The 14,297-nt window shown below is 50.7% G+C and carries 13 protein-coding genes; 9 read left to right on the top strand and 4 right to left on the bottom strand.

Annotated elements, in window-relative coordinates; translation table 11 throughout:
- Positions 1–8: 8 nt before the first annotated feature.
- Both LOY38_RS14790 and LOY38_RS14785 read right to left on the bottom strand, forming a co-directional pair.
- Positions 9–2,078: a S8 family serine peptidase gene (locus LOY38_RS14790; protein ID WP_258695858.1), complete on the bottom strand. Its 2,070-nt coding sequence runs from the start codon at positions 2,076–2,078 to the stop codon at positions 9–11.
- The gene (locus LOY38_RS14785; RefSeq protein ID WP_258695857.1) at positions 2,071–2,928 is read right to left on the bottom strand and encodes a S1 family peptidase; all 858 of its coding nucleotides are present in this window, start codon (positions 2,926–2,928) and stop codon (positions 2,071–2,073) included. Before LOY38_RS14785 ends, LOY38_RS14790 begins: the two co-directional genes overlap by 8 nt.
- A gap of 510 nt (positions 2,929–3,438) precedes the next feature.
- Between LOY38_RS14785 and LOY38_RS30350 the strand changes: the two genes are divergently transcribed.
- Complete coding sequence (locus LOY38_RS30350) at positions 3,439–3,549, top strand: hypothetical protein (RefSeq protein ID WP_408980513.1); 111 nt, start codon at positions 3,439–3,441, stop codon at positions 3,547–3,549.
- Positions 3,550–3,723: 174 nt separating this feature from the next.
- Here the strand turns inward: LOY38_RS30350 and LOY38_RS14780 are convergent, their stop codons facing one another.
- Both LOY38_RS14780 and LOY38_RS14775 read right to left on the bottom strand, forming a co-directional pair.
- Positions 3,724–3,915 (bottom strand): MbcA/ParS/Xre antitoxin family protein, encoded by a 192-nt coding sequence (locus LOY38_RS14780; protein WP_258695856.1) that lies wholly within the window; start codon positions 3,913–3,915, stop codon positions 3,724–3,726.
- Between the two features lie 39 nt (positions 3,916–3,954).
- Entirely contained in the window at positions 3,955–4,473 is a 519-nt protein-coding gene (locus LOY38_RS14775) for a hypothetical protein (RefSeq protein ID WP_258695855.1), read from the bottom strand.
- Positions 4,474–4,594: 121 nt separating this feature from the next.
- On the opposite strand from LOY38_RS14775, the gene LOY38_RS14770 reads away from it, so the two are divergent.
- The 8 genes from LOY38_RS14770 (at position 4,595) to LOY38_RS14735 (ending at position 14,269) form a co-directional block, all read left to right on the top strand.
- Complete coding sequence (locus tag LOY38_RS14770; RefSeq protein WP_258695854.1) at positions 4,595–4,903, top strand: helix-turn-helix domain-containing protein; 309 nt, start codon at positions 4,595–4,597, stop codon at positions 4,901–4,903.
- A 236-nt stretch (positions 4,904–5,139) separates the two neighbouring features.
- On the top strand, positions 5,140–7,659 hold the full coding sequence (locus LOY38_RS14765) for a UvrD-helicase domain-containing protein (RefSeq protein WP_258695853.1): 2,520 nt from the start codon (positions 5,140–5,142) through the stop codon (positions 7,657–7,659).
- 468 nt (positions 7,660–8,127) lie between these two features.
- On the top strand, positions 8,128–8,310 hold the full coding sequence (gene yhhA, locus LOY38_RS14760; protein WP_258695852.1) for a YhhA family cyclophane-containing RiPP: 183 nt from the start codon (positions 8,128–8,130) through the stop codon (positions 8,308–8,310).
- 9 nt (positions 8,311–8,319) lie between these two features.
- A complete protein-coding gene (gene yhhB / locus LOY38_RS14755) occupies positions 8,320–10,494 on the top strand; it encodes a cyclophane-forming radical SAM/SPASM peptide maturase YhhB (RefSeq protein WP_258695851.1) in 2,175 nt (724 codons plus the stop codon).
- Complete coding sequence (locus LOY38_RS14750; RefSeq protein WP_258695850.1) at positions 10,451–11,464, top strand: hypothetical protein; 1,014 nt, start codon at positions 10,451–10,453, stop codon at positions 11,462–11,464. Before yhhB ends, LOY38_RS14750 begins: the two co-directional genes overlap by 44 nt.
- The gene (locus LOY38_RS14745) at positions 11,449–11,967 is read left to right on the top strand and encodes a GNAT family N-acetyltransferase (protein WP_258695849.1); all 519 of its coding nucleotides are present in this window, start codon (positions 11,449–11,451) and stop codon (positions 11,965–11,967) included. Before LOY38_RS14750 ends, LOY38_RS14745 begins: the two co-directional genes overlap by 16 nt.
- A gap of 82 nt (positions 11,968–12,049) precedes the next feature.
- A complete protein-coding gene (locus LOY38_RS14740) occupies positions 12,050–12,655 on the top strand; it encodes a class I SAM-dependent methyltransferase (RefSeq protein WP_258695848.1) in 606 nt (201 codons plus the stop codon).
- Positions 12,656–13,222: 567 nt separating this feature from the next.
- Positions 13,223–14,269: a DUF4062 domain-containing protein gene (locus tag LOY38_RS14735; protein ID WP_258695847.1), complete on the top strand. Its 1,047-nt coding sequence runs from the start codon at positions 13,223–13,225 to the stop codon at positions 14,267–14,269.
- The last annotated feature ends 28 nt before the right edge of the window (positions 14,270–14,297 follow it).

Raw genomic sequence — 14,297 nt, 5'->3', positions numbered from 1 at the left:
TTGTTAAGCTAAGTTTCGTCGAATGTATAATAGCTAGGTATGAAGTCCAACACGTCTGCCCAATCAATGACTCTAGGCTCATTTTCTCCTTGCACTTTAAAAGTGAAGCGTATATTCGCAGGTTTGCAGTCCTGCGGTTCTTGCTTGACATACCCGTCTGCTCCCTTAAGCAGGATATGTAATCCATCTTTAGGTACATCTTGATTTCGATAAATCTTACTTATTTGTTGGACTTCAATAGAAGTCGTTCCGCAATGCATTCTAGTAATAGGCTCTCTTGGGAGCCGACCGAAGAGAAGCTGACCTGGTGATGATTTTAATTCAAGAACATCTTGATAGACGCTCAAGGCTTTGATGATATTAAGTTTTCCACCCCATGCCACTTTTTCTTCGAGGTAAGCAGAGCGGTCAAGGCTGGAAATTATTCTGGCCTTTACTTTTCGCGCTTGACTTATGCCTTCGAAATACAGTAAGCCCGCAGTAAATGAAACACTTGGAGCTGCTTCTGAAGTTCCACTGAAAGTGATAGATCCGCCGTCAACGTTATTGGACTCCACGCGACATCCGGGCGCGGCCAAGTCAACATTCTTTCGCCCGTAAGCGGAAAAAGGAGCAAGCCTTCCATTCTGTTGGCTCGCTGCGACTATAATAAAATGGTCTGGCGCAAGACTGTCAGTATTAACGCCGCCGTAACTATATGGGAATACATCACTAATGAAATCGGTGTTGCGTTTGGTGTTTCCGGCAGACGCGATAACTAATAGGTTTTCCTTTTTTTGAATGGCGTCTGCTAATCCGTTGATTTGTACGTTGGAAGTAAAACTGACATTAAGTATGTTTGCACTTTCACGGGATGCATAGTTTGCAGCATTTATAATTCCGCCTGATGGAGTTGTCGCTGAGTATGTTAAGGGTTGCACTGAAGCCAGCCTGATGTCTAACATTGCAGCGATTAAAAGCTTAATACGTTTTGAGAAAAAAATTGTCTCGCTGTTAGTTAGGTTTACGCCCCCTCGGGCTATCCCAGCTATATGAGTGCCATGGCCATACCGGTTGTATTCTTTAATCTCTGTGGGCTCCAGTTTTTGATTGTAAACATTAATCCCATAGTTTCGATTTGCACCTGAATCATAACCTGAAGGCGATTTCGTACGGAAAGCCAACCTTGGAAATGCCGGCGTGTCGAAGCCCGATAATCCGGTGTCTGCTATCACGACTATTGCGGTACCGCTTATAACTGTTTCACCAGCTTGAATAGCAAGATCACGCGATATGTTATTTGATTCAAGTAGCTTGATAAGCTCATTTCTGGGATACGGTAGATTTGCTTCGTTTTCGGCGCATTGATCTTCTGGCGCTGAGCTTGTTTCTGCAGCAGCTATTAACTCCTCCGATGACGATAATATGCCAGGACGATCAGAGCTGGGGGAGTCATTCCGAAGACTGATCGAAAGCCGATCTTTTTGCTGTATGAATTCATCTAGAGAACTCTCTTTCACCAAATAATTTGCTGAAATAGGCACGTTGGGCAGCATAAGCTCCTGTCCAGGTTTAATGATGCAACGATCGAACACGCTTGGCGGTGATCTATCAATAAAGGGATTAAAAGTTTCTTCACAACTTATCTTTTTCTTGTTGGCGTTTATTATTTTGGAGAGCGTTTCACTTCCCGCTGACCCAAAATACTTGTTTGCTATAATTGCTAAGCTATCTCCTTTTTCTACTAAAACTATCTTTTGTGGAGCTACAATGAAACACGCTGGGAGAAATATGGTGGTGTCTTTGGTAAGGTTTTCTAAAGAAGTGCCGGGATTTGCCTCCTGAAATATAGGCAAATAGTCTTTGTTTACTACTCCGCAACGATCTCGTATTAAGTTTATCGGGTTTTCCCCTTTTCGCATCTGAACTGGGGTTGCTTTTGCTATTTCGGCAAGTATTCTTGTCGATTCTGACGAATTTGTGCGAGCGGGAGCGACTGTTATGGTTGGTAAGCTAATTTTAAACTCGTCGGCATGTCCTCTGCCTAGCATTAAGAAAATAATTATCAGTCCGATGAGTTTTTTGATGAAGCTATTCATGGCGGCATTTTCTAGCTGTAAGTGTAATGCCGCATATAATCCAACCCTTGGTGTTTAAATCTTGAAAAAACGATTCGACATCTGTTGGTATCAGCGATAAAAGTGAGGTCATTCCGTCACTCCAGAGTTGAGAATTCAAGCCGATTAAGACTCGATTCGCAACATCATCATTGGATACGACAAATGCTGGCCCACCGCTGTCTCCGAAGCAGACAGAGGCACCTCCCCCCAGTACTCCATAGTTTCCCTCAGCTTTGGAGTAGTAGGTCACTATGCCTGTGGAGAAATCTTGTTCGCTTTGGTTGACGAATTGCCTACACCCATAACCAGTTAGAAGTACTCTCGTGCCTGGTATAAGTTTGTCGTACTTTCTGTTCAAAGTTTCATAAGGCCCGGCGCTAATGTCTTCACCTAAACTGCACAGGGCATAGTCAGCGGTGGGGTCGGTCGGATACGATGGGGCAATCTTGCACTGTGCTATCAAATCGACTTTACTGGGCCGTTTTAGCGTTATTTGCTGATCTTTTGGAACACAGTGTGCCGCTGTCATGACTGTGCGCGGCCCAACAGCGAAAGCGGTACACCAAGAACCATTCTTTTTTGAGAGAAAAATCGATTTCCACTTGGAAGGATCGGCTGGCGCGACGCCATTGATAATTTCCCCATGAGCGTCGTTCGCCCCAAGCCACATAACGAACTCTTGGGGCGTTTCAGTTTTTGAAAGGTCAGCCAACGTGTTCCCACACATCAGTAAAAGCAACAGCCCTAATAACCATCGTTGAAATAATATTTCTAATTTTGCGGAAGGTCTTTCCTTGCATGCTGAGTAACGTGATGAGAAGGTGTTCAATAGCGTCTACTCCTCTAAACCACATCGTCAAGTAGTATGAAGTTTCCAAACTTGAAAAAATTTGGTGTTTAAGAGTTTTATCTCGAATAATGGGTGCCTGTATCGTAATTGCTATGACTGTTGAGACGACTGGGCATGAATGGATGCAGTGTTTCGTACAGTTACTGTCAATAAAGATCATTCTTGCGGCTTGTCAAGTATCTGTTTAAAAGATGTCCAGAGGAGCTATTTATTTGTAAGGTTTATTCAGAAATAGCCATCGGCTATATAGATTATGTCGAATCGATAAAGGCTGCGATCAATGGAATGGCCTGTTGCTTAAGCGTACGGATCATGCCTATTGAGCAACTTCTGTCATGATTGGATGATTGAAAACCCTTGAGGTGGGTATGGACTCATCAACCAAAAATATAATCCAGTCGAGTCTGTTCGATCAGGTATTTGGGCAACGATTGGACTGCCATCACGCAGCGCTAGACTTCATGAGCTTGTTCACCAGGTCTCCCTTTTGTGTTTTACAAACGGCTCGCAGGGACTCTCGACATGACGGTGAATCAGCTGCGTCAGCACTTGCGCATGTCGCCTGCAACGTTGGCGCGGAGGACGAAGGGGGGCGGTTGAGCATCGCAGAGAGAGCGATCAGATTTGCGCGCTTGTTGGCGTTCTAAATGCCACTCTTGAGCTCTTCGAAGGTGATTTTAATGCTTCAACGTGTCTGAGCAGGGCTTCGGCATTGTTTGTGTTGAGATCAAAAACAATCATGTTAAGTCTTGGGCTTGGAGGGGGGAGCTGGAACTAGCAGGCAAATCCGTGACTGAGTTTTTCAAGTTCAGCCTTTACGAGTTTGTATCCTGCTTCAGTGTGAGCGAGCTCCAATGGTGTGCTACCTCCGAGACCGGTTTTCGGTTGGTTCAGCCAACTGTCGGCTTTCTCTTTGTTGCCAAAAACAAGCTCGGCTTGGTGCTGAACCAACTCGACGTAATTCATTTTCTGGTTCTCGGGAGACTCACCGGCGTTCGTTCGGTATCAGTTGGCGGTCGACGTCGATGCTGGGGCCTTGGCGCAATATTCTCGAAACACCTTGATGCCGCGCGTGATATTTCGCACAGGCTTAATCATGTACCTGTACGCGACGAATAGATTCAGCGCGATCCAGCCCATTTGATAACTCGTCCCATGGAAACCTCCATGATGCGTACTGGCTTGCCAAAAGCCATAGGCTACGAAGATTGTAAAAATTGCGACCATCAACGGAAAGATGCTTAGCCGACCCATCGACACTGCAATGAAGGGAATGGTAACGACTGAACGAACCGGCTCTCCCTCAATCTGGATGGCCCAAATTCTGGCGACCTTGTCTTTGCCTAGCTGAGATGTCACTCGAACCCGATCACCCGCCTTTACATGAGCATCTAGCACATCTGGGATTTCGAGGGTTTCGAGCTTCTTGCCGTCAATTTTCCAGTAGTGATAGCTGATCATGTTGCCGCCGAAGCCTCGCGATTTTTCGTCGAGCCGGCCATCTGTGATTTGCATTTCCTTCATCTTGAGTCCCTGTCCGTGCGCTTAGAGTGATGGCAAAAGGATATTTCTGCCAAATACTAAGGAATACTTAGTATATCGTCAAAGCGAATCTAAGACTCTCTTGTCTTTTGCGGCAAGAGAAATGACGACGTTCAGCAGACGTTTAAAAGAGGCACGCAAAGCAAGGGGTTTTTCTCAAGAGCGCTTGGGGATAGAAGCAGGAATCGAACCCGCCTCTGCATCAGCTCGGATGAATCAATATGAGAAAGGTGTTCACCAGCCAGGGGAGGGCATCGTGCAGCAGATTGCTGCTGTCCTGAATCTGCCAGTGTCGTATTTCTATTGTGAGGATGACGAGACGGCTCATTTGCTGCAGTGCTTTCATTTGTTGAAAGAGCAGGATCGCAAGGATGTGATTGATCTGGTGGAGCGGTTGGCTCTTAGCAGTTGAACGCGTTCGGAGCTATCAGTATCGAAAACAAATTTGGCTGCAGGTACTCAATCTCACTCGCGCGCTAAATCGGCATTCGCATCAAAGCGCACATCGGCTGCCGCCGGCGGAGCTGACGCGCTAAGCATCTTGACTTTAGGAATTTTCTCTCCTGGTGGTAGGCTTCCTAATTTCGGAGCACTCCGAGTGCCCCTAGCTAGAGAAGCCGGGCCCGGCGTACAGGAGCTTTATCTTCAGTGGACGTAAATACTAATCCTCGCTTTAACCCAACTGCGCGTTTGGAGGCAGTTGACCCTCGCATATCTAAAGGCTTCATGCTGAGGCTGTTCGACAAGCTTCTGGATCGCTGGGGAATTCAGCAGGCGTCAGCCTTGCGCGTTGGCCATAAGTTCGGTCACGATGAAGGATACTTGCTGGGCTATAACAATGGCCACAAGAAGGGGCTCGAAGACGGCAAACTGATCGTTGAACTGCAACCCGGGCCAATTCCAATAGCGGGGGAGCCCGGGGTAAAGCCGCCAACATTTTTCAAGAATTGGACATTCCAGATTACGCCTGAGTTGGAAGGCGAGATCCGGGCTGATTTTGCCCGGTTGTTGAAGGATAAGCCGTCCGAAGATCAGTGGAAGATGATCCTGTCTAAAACGCCGACAACATCCGTGGTAGCTGGTGCTGGAAGCGGCAAGTCAACGACCATGGTGCTACGTCTTCTCGTCCTCTACCATTACCTCGGTATTCATCTTGAAAGCCTTACTGTCATTACCTTCACCAAAGAATCCAAACTGGATTTCGCCGGCAAGGTGCGCAAGGTCTTCAAACAGTGGGGCTACGACATCTCGAAGGAAGAGTCCCTCGACATCGTGCGTACCTTCCACTCTCGAATATTGTCTTTCACGCGCAGTATTCCTGGTTTGGAGAAAGCGCAGGCCTTCGAATTCCTGGACTTAAAAAACGACGAGGAAGAAAAGGCCGGCTCCATGTTCCAGGTGAAGCTCAAACCTGAGCAGCTCAGTCTGATGAACGAGTGCTATCAGGATTTGTACGACAGCGACCCAATTTTCAAAGACCTTATTGCCGAGCTAGCACGCCGAGCCATCTACTTGGAGCGCTTGGACGCGCAGAGCGCTGATGCGAAGGCGCGACAGGACAAGGTCGCGCAGATGGAACAAATCGACGACGCGTTGTGTTTCAGACTGGAGGGGCTGTGGAAGTCAGCTGGTCGCTGGCCGATAGCGGGGGTGGTTCCGACACGCGAAAAGATCACTCTGCTCGGTCAGACGTTCCACTCTAACGGTTCCATTCCCCAGTTGGGTGCCTACGTCATTCTCGGTGTGGATAAGGACGAACCTCGCGACTTGAAGATTGAGCCTGACCGCTGGCCTTACCTCACCTTGGATGTCGCCGATAAGCGCATCCTGTTTCAGGCTTTTTGTTCGAAGCCTGTGATCTTCCTGAACAGCTACACCGATGCCGGCGCATCTGTCGATGCGATCATGAACCTGGCAAATGCCTGTCCTAAATTCCGGTACAAGATAACCGGTGAGATTTCATCCCAGTACATCCTGGAAGCGTTTTACTCGGCGGCTTCCTTTATCGAGAACTTGGGATTAGATGTGATTCCGGCGATCAAGGCCATGGAGCTTATGGAGGATGACCCTGACCGGGCATTCTTTAAAGCCCTTGGCCGCTACTGGGTGGCACTGGATGAAAAGCTTAGGGTGATGAGCCCCCCAGTGCTGACCTTCAACAAGATGTTTTCAATGTTCAGCGAAAGAGGCGCGAAAAACCTGCAGGTGGTGCCCGATGGCGTCCTACAGCCAATGTCGACATTACTTATCGACGAGTTCCAAGACGTTGGCGCGAATACCATCTCCTGGGTCAGGGCGACTTTTGCCGAGATCGAACGAAGGAGTTTGCCGGTTCAAACAGATGGGCCTCCAGCTTACGCTTCGCTGATGGCCGTGGGGGATGACTGGCAAAGCATCTATGGATGGCGAGGCAGCTCACCCCAGTTCTTCATGGACTTCGACAACCACTTTTTGGCGCCTCCGTCGACACGTGTATTTATGCAGGAAAACCATCGCTCTCATCAATGGGTCATCGATGCGGCAGAGGCCATTGTGAAGCGAACGGGAGGCTTCAATAACAAGCAGGGCAAAGCGGCCAACCCTCGGGTAATCGGCAACAAGGTTCCCGTCCAGATGCGCGATTTGAGCTACATCCACCTGTGCGAAACTGCGCAAGCGCATTACGAAGCAGGTCGCTCAATCCTGGTTCTCTATCGGGTTGGACGTACCAAAGAGGTCGTTGAGAAGAACTTGGCAGGCCTCATCAATCAGGCGAAGAAGGACGACAGAGAGGATGACCTGAAGCTACTGACGTACCATGCTTCGAAGGGCCTTCAGGCTGATGCTGTGTTCTTGCTGGGCGACTGTGAGATGACCACGTCCTCGCCGTTCAAGAACGACATTTTCAGGCAGGCTAAGATGGGCGGTGCCGACCCCTGCGGCTTCGATACCTCTCAGCGTAGCGAGGCCTTGCGCACTGCTTACGTGGCCATCACCCGAGCGGTGACCTACTGCTACTGGTACGTTGATCGCAAGGAAGGCAAAGTCCGTGCGTACGAAAAAGCAAGCCGGCACGTGGACAAGTCCTTGGACTGCTGGGATGTCGTTCCGTCGCCAACGGCCCTGACGAAAAATGTATACGGGAAGAAATCCGTCGGCCAGCGCGTCGGCTCTAGGCGGTTCCGGTAGATAGAGCTTGGCTCCAACGGTAGCTATCGTTATACCCGACGGTGCGATGTTTGTGGCCTAAGCGGATTCTTGTTGAAGAATTGTACCTACAGATCAAGTGCAGTGCAGCGGGGGGAAGTCTGCACTTTGTAGTCATCGAGGGGCGGCCCACGGTTCACGATCCGAGCCGGCCATGTGGGAGTTTTCCCACTGTAGTTGGGAGGGGCGAGGTTGGCTGTTTCACTGCCTTGTACTGATCTACGTCGATGGCTACTTGCAGGGCAAGCCTTCCGTGACTAGCTATCACTGGATGTGATCCAAGGTGTGAAGGGGCATGTCGGCGAAAATCTTCGAAAAACAATCAAATTTGCTCTTAAGTTTCTCCAGTCGGTTTGGATTTATTCAATTGTTAAAAGGTTTAAAGTAGTCCTTGAAATTTTGGATCCATCGTCCATGCTGATAGTACTTCAACAGGTCAAGGAGTATGTGATGTCGTCTACAGCAATCAAGATCGAAGAGTCGACTCAGTCGACAATTCGCAACAGCTTGGCAAAGGTGCAGAGCACCAATCCGGCAATCCAACGCCTGCGTTCGCGCGTGTTGACTGAATCGGATGCCAGTCAAGTCATCACCAGTTATGATCGTTTGCATCACCGCCATAACCGTTCGTGAGTCGTCTGCATGGACGCCGCTAAGTTTTCGTCGTTTCTGGTAAAAGTGGCATCGCGATGTAACCTTGATTGCGATTACTGCTATGTCTACCACCACGCGGATCAGAGTTGGCGCTCCATGCCCAAACTTCTCTCCGTTGAACATCGCGAGGCATTTGCCCGACAACTCGCGGAGTACGTACTTCAGACTAATCTGAAGCGCTGTGCAGTCATTTTCCATGGTGGTGAGCCCTTGTTGGCAGGTGCTCAAGCACTAGCGGATTTTGCGCAACTTCTGCGTGAGGCCTGTACCATTTCTGTTGATGTCAGCCTGCAGACGAATGGTCTGTTGTTGACTGACGAGGCACTGGGCATCCTTGAGAAAGCTGACATCGGTGTGTCGCTCAGTCTCGATGGCCCCAAGTCTGCTAACGACAAACATCGTCTGACCCGAAAGGGGCGTTCGAGTTTTGATCAGACGGAGCAGGCACTCAAGCGTCTGCAGCAGTATCCGTCGATCTTCGCGGGTGTCATTGCTGTGGTGGACGCTTCGATAAGCGCAAATGAGCTGTTTGAATATTTTGATCAATTCAGCATCCCGCGTTTGGATTTCCTGTTACCCGACGCCCACTGGCTTCGCCCACCTCCAGGACGCAACCAAGACCCAGGTCTGTACGAGAATTGGCTTGTCAATGCATTTGATGTCTGGTTCGACCAATATGCGCACATCCCACTGAGAACCTTTGAGGCTCTGCTCGATGTCTGTGCAGGGCTGCCCTCAGGTACTGATGCATTTGGCTTTGGTGACGTGAGCTTGTTGTCGATTGAGACTGACGGCAGCTATCACGATCTGGACGTTTTGAAAGTTACCCAGGATGGAGCGACCAAGCTCGGAGGAACAGTGTCAGATACGCCCATTGCTGAGGTGGCTCTTTCACCTTCCATCGAGCAGCATCGGCGTTATTTGCGCAAGGATGGTCTGTCAGCCACTTGCCAGTCATGTGCAATCGTAGAAATCTGTGGCGGCGGCTCACTTCCTCATCGCTTCGATGAGAATGGCTTTAGTAATCCAACGGTGTACTGCAACGAAATGAAGCGGTTGGTCTCGCACATCAACAATCGTCTGAAGGAGCATCTTTCTTCCGATTTGCTTGAGGAGCCCACACTGTCGCTTCCTGACTCATTCGACTTGACCCGTTTCGAACTGGCCGAGACCTCCCGACCTCACTTGGATTGGCTGTGTTGCGGTGCCCGAGAGGAGGCGGTTAAGCGTCTGCACGAGGCGTTGAGTTTGTTCGCGCAGGACAATCGAGCCACGCAGCTTAAATCAATGGATGGTGCCACCTTTGAGTCTGTGGCAGTTCATCCAGGTGCTGTCGCATGGTCGAGTGCGGTAGTGGCTCAGAACCGAGGGCACACCTTATTGGCAGTGGACGGTCAGCCCGTTGCAGTTAGCCCGGTCTATCTGGATCTGTTGCTTGCACTGGCTGGTGAGAAAAAGGATGGTGCTGACCTTGATGTTGGTCGTGATGACCGATGGCTGAGGGCTCCATTCGGAGACGCTATTTTCTTCGAAGGCGATGAGCTTGTGGATGCCGGGCAAGAACTTGTTGAGTGTGCCATGGCGATCGTTAAAGCTTGGCGTCCAGAGCTCGCGGCCGAGATATTGGCAGCATGCAGTGCTGTTCAATTTGTTCGTGATCCCACCGCAGATCCAAAAAAAATCGTATCGTTCAGTGACAACTCCGTTCCTGGCGCACTCTACGTGTCGATTTCTCAAGGTGAGGGATTGATTGATCCGTACGATTTGGCGGACTCATTGATCCATGAGTATCGTCACCAAAAACTCTATCTCCTGGAGCGATACGCGCCGACTGTCGAGTGTACATCTGCCCAAGTAGTGTCTCCTTGGAGAGAGGACTTGCGACCGCCCTCTGGGCTGCTCCATGCAGTCTTCGTTTTTGTAGAGCTCAGGCGTTTCTGGATTTATGTGCGTGACCACGGGCCAGTGAACCTCAGCTCGCGCGCGATAAACCAAATAGAAGACACCGATCTGCACCTGAAGCAGGCATTCGCCACGCTGAAGGAGTGTCCATTGACGCAGGTCGGGCTGAGCCTTGTTGACATATTGAACCGTGCCGCCCAGGAAGGGACAGAGTCCTATGAGTCCGCCGATCACCATTCCACTGTCCCGACTGTCGCTTGACCCACAACAAAGACATGCTCAGCTTCGGGACTATTTCTGCGATAAAGATGCAATAGCCAGTCAGGCCGGCGACCTCTGGAGTTTGGCGTTGGGATGGTCGGATGATCCGTATCGCTACATCGACCCTCTGCTCAACGATGGCCTTGCGTGGTGGGGTGGTGATTTGCGTTGTCAAGATATGGCTGCCGCTCGTAAACGCAGGGGGCGGGTGCTGCTGTCGTTGAATGATACATGGACACTGGAAAGCTGGAGCGAGTGGTTGGCCAGGCATCCGCAGCATTCCGAAGTTACCGTGCTTCATGTCGATGACCATAAAGATCTAGGTGCGCCTCGACTCTTTGAACATGCTGACGGTTGGATCGATCCAATCGAAAAACAGGTCGTCAATTTGCGTCAGCCCAGCACGGTAACGAGAGCGATCATGAGCGGCGCTTTGGGAATGGGTAGTTTTTTGACGCCCTTTCTTCACTACGCGCCTGCAACAGATGTGCGGCATCTTTGCCAAGGCCCCAAATGCATCGGTACACACGATTCGATGATTAATCTGGAACTGCTGGCAGATACGTTGCTGAGTCCCGGTGAGAATCGTCCTGCGGTTTCGCTTATTCCTGTTGAGAACGGAGTGGGGCGCGGGCGTTATCGATTCACTGATGATCTCGACGCTTGGCTTGAGGGGCTAGAAGGGAGTGAAGCAGCCATCTTGCTTCACATTGACATGGACTACTTCTGCAATAGGTATGACGGCGACAGTGATTCGGTTGAGCATCCATGTCCTTTGAACTGCCCGTTACCGGATGTGTTGAATCGTATTGATGAGTTAGCCCAGGCATTGCAACGGCACAGCCTGGTGGATCGTCTTGCAGATATCGTGATTGCGTTTTCTCCAGGTTTCTTCCCTGCGGAGTTCTGGGCTCAAAGTTGCGATCGGCTACTTCTCGGCTTGGGAGAGTCGCCATGGCTCGATCGTTGAGCGGCACAAAAGCGAAAGTAGCCAAGCGGCAGACGCTTAACCCTCCTGCAGGAAAAGCCAAATCAAAGTTGGGCCCTGTTTGCGCAGACGATATCGAGTTAGTCAAAAGCCCGGGTTCTCGTGAGCGAGGAGGTGGGCCAGGAGGAGAGGCTTGGATCATATTGGTCAATGGTAGGAGGGCAGGTGCCGCTTACATCAATATTGTCGATGATTCTATCCGTGGCAAACACGCGTCTTTTCACGTATTTCTGAACAGGCCCAGTCAGGGGCGTCAGATCGGTCGCATTGCCTACCAGCGCTGCTGTGGACTCAGTCAACACGATGTCGTTTATGCGCATATGCGCAAATCCAATACGGCATCTCGCAAGGCGGCTGAGCACGCTGGTTTTGTCGATGCGACAGGGCCTGATGACTCTCAGCTTGTGTTGATATGGCGTAGGCCGATCGCCGAAAGAATCGAGAAGGCTGTGGTCGGCTCTGACGGCGTTAACCACTCACGATGAATCCCCATCGCAATGCCCTGACGTCATTCGTCACAGGATTGGTCAGTCCAAGGATCAGGCAGGCGGCATAATTGAGAACCCTATGAGTTCGATCGAGTTGGATTTTGACGAAAAGAATGAAGACGTGCTCGTTTGGAATGGTCAGGTGGTCATGTCGCGTACCGAAGAGGAGTACTTCAAGGCCTTGTTTTTTCGACTTGCCTACCTCAATCCTGCGACCGTGCTGGAAATTGGTTTCGGGCTAGGCATCTCGGCCAGTCTCATACAGGAGCATATGAAGCCTACCCAGCACGATATTGTTGAGATCGAAAAGGCCGTCTACCAAGACCTGGAGCGTTTTGCTGAGGCAAATCCGTCTGTGCATCCCCACTGTGGAGATTGGAAGCAGCTCACCATTGATCAACGGTACGACTTCATATTTTGTGATCCGTTTGATTACTCTCCAAATAAGCAGGGAGCTGAAGAGGAGCGCAGTGATACGGCGAGGCGGATGAAGCGTCTTCTGAATCCCGGCGGCGTTCTGTGTCATCCGCACTTTGGCGATGGCGACGTACCTGATCTGCCGGGTTTCACAACGGTCATCGTCGAGCGCCTAAAGGTGCCGCCTATAAGAATGGCCGATGAAACGTCTTGCGACGATGTGGCCATAGTTTTTCATCAGCCAGAAGATTTTCGGACTGAAGCTTAATGGGGTAAGCGAAGGGCGCCCAAGACGTTGTCTTTCGACGTGACGTATTCACGTTGCATTAGCGTCCGCTGTCGGTAGTCGACGGCAATCGGCAGAGCCTGATCTATTGCGATCAGGCTCTGCCGACTGCATTAATTGTGTCGTGCTAAACCAGCTTGTTGGTAATGTTCGTCTGGAGGAGGGGGCGAGTACTCGTCTATCCGGGCGATGACTCAGCTATTAGAGGGTTCGAACCAGAAGCCAGTTCTCTTGTTCGCCCGCGCCCGAGGCGATGCCTGCCTGCTTGACCAGCTCCATCGTGATTTCCCAGCCCGTGGGTATCCCGGCAGAACGAGAAACCCCAGATCCAAGCAGCACTGCATATACACCCTTGTTCTCATACATGGAAAATGCAAGCTAGGTCATGGACGCTGATCAAAAGCCCTCTTTTTTTCACAACAGCGGTTTCGCTCGCTGAGAGGGCAAGGAAAAGGAGGTGGTTGCAGTGACACGACACGTCAGCCAGACGCGGTATGATCGCTATGCTTCTACGATAAGGGGCGCGCAGGCATTTACTGGGGGATTTCTATGAAGGTGTTCGTCAGTTCCGTTGTACGCGATTTTGAGCAATATCGTGCTGCTGCCAAAAAAGCAGTTTCACTGCTTGGCCATACTCCAGTGATGTGCGAGGGCTTTGGCGCAAGACCTTATTCCTCCCAAGAGGCATGCATGACGGAGGTCGATCAGGCGGATGTCGTGGTGCTCATCCTTGGGGCAGAATTCGGATATCAAACCAGCAGCGGGGAATCGGTGACCCAGCAGGAGTTCCGTCGAGCAAAAGCTGCTGGTAAGCCAATTCTGGCATTTCTGCAAGAGCTGCCAGTTGAGGGGAAGCAGCAAGATTTTCGCTGGGAAGTATCCGACTACGTTGAAGGCCTGTTCCGTGTGACCTTTACCAATGAGCAGGAGCTGTCGGACGGCATTGTCCGTGCGCTCAGCCAGATGGCTGTCAACCGTGAAGCCATTTCTGAGCAAGACTTCGTTCGTGAGCTTCAGCAGCGACCAAACAACAGTCGGTGGGGTTTCCAGAGTGATGAAACGCGCCTGGAGCTCGCTTTCCTGCCGCAGCCTAAGCTGGCAGGTAGTCTGCGCGCGGCCCATATGCAGCACGAGGCGTTTTTCTTGAAGCTTTGCCAGGCAGGATTGAGTGGCCTCAAGGCAGGCTACGATGATTTTGACAACGCTGATTTGACGGGGCTGGATACCAAAGGTCTTGTGTGGAGACATCATGATAGTGGAATGAGTTGGTTGTCGATCTCCCTGACCAACCCATCATCGACCGGCAATTCCTTCGCCTCGTACTACATTTCTCCATCTCGTGTTAGGGCGGCGGCACTTGCAGCATTTGAGCTGCTAAGCGAGGGGAAAGGTGGATGGCTCCAACTCGGACTGTATGGCGTGGCCTATAAAGTGTTTGCTGAACCTCCGGTGGGGTCGGTCACCAGCATGTCGATGCCACACCGCTCAGAGCAGAACTTGGAAGCGCGCCAATTGATGATTCCCGCCTCTGCGGGCGCTTACAGCCGCTGGCTCGATGACGTGATGTTCCGCTTTGCGAGAAAGCTATCAATGTAGCCTTGTTCGATGCCTGTCTTGTGAGCCC

The organism is Pseudomonas sp. B21-015 (genome assembly GCF_024749285.1).
Lineage (GTDB): Bacteria > Pseudomonadota > Gammaproteobacteria > Pseudomonadales > Pseudomonadaceae > Aquipseudomonas.
Note: the sequence above shows the minus strand (reverse complement) of the source record. Positions and strands in the feature narration are given on the sequence as shown.

What these genes read in the sequence shown, in the direction of transcription:
- LOY38_RS14790 (WP_258695858.1), bottom strand. Translation starts at nt 2,078, where the DNA reads ATGAATAGCTTCATCAAAAAACTCATCGGACTGATAATTATTTTCTTA.
- LOY38_RS14780 (WP_258695856.1), bottom strand. Translation starts at nt 3,915, where the DNA reads ATGAATTACGTCGAGTTGGTTCAGCACCAAGCCGAGCTTGTTTTTGGC.
- LOY38_RS14775 (WP_258695855.1), bottom strand. Translation starts at nt 4,473, where the DNA reads ATGAAGGAAATGCAAATCACAGATGGCCGGCTCGACGAAAAATCGCGA.
- LOY38_RS14770 (WP_258695854.1), top strand. Translation starts at nt 4,595, where the DNA reads ATGACGACGTTCAGCAGACGTTTAAAAGAGGCACGCAAAGCAAGGGGT.
- yhhA (WP_258695852.1), top strand. Translation starts at nt 8,128, where the DNA reads ATGTCGTCTACAGCAATCAAGATCGAAGAGTCGACTCAGTCGACAATT.
- yhhB (WP_258695851.1), top strand. Translation starts at nt 8,320, where the DNA reads ATGGACGCCGCTAAGTTTTCGTCGTTTCTGGTAAAAGTGGCATCGCGA.
- LOY38_RS14750 (WP_258695850.1), top strand. Translation starts at nt 10,451, where the DNA reads ATGAGTCCGCCGATCACCATTCCACTGTCCCGACTGTCGCTTGACCCA.
- LOY38_RS14745 (WP_258695849.1), top strand. Translation starts at nt 11,449, where the DNA reads ATGGCTCGATCGTTGAGCGGCACAAAAGCGAAAGTAGCCAAGCGGCAG.
- LOY38_RS14740 (WP_258695848.1), top strand. Translation starts at nt 12,050, where the DNA reads ATGAGTTCGATCGAGTTGGATTTTGACGAAAAGAATGAAGACGTGCTC.
- LOY38_RS14735 (WP_258695847.1), top strand. Translation starts at nt 13,223, where the DNA reads ATGAAGGTGTTCGTCAGTTCCGTTGTACGCGATTTTGAGCAATATCGT.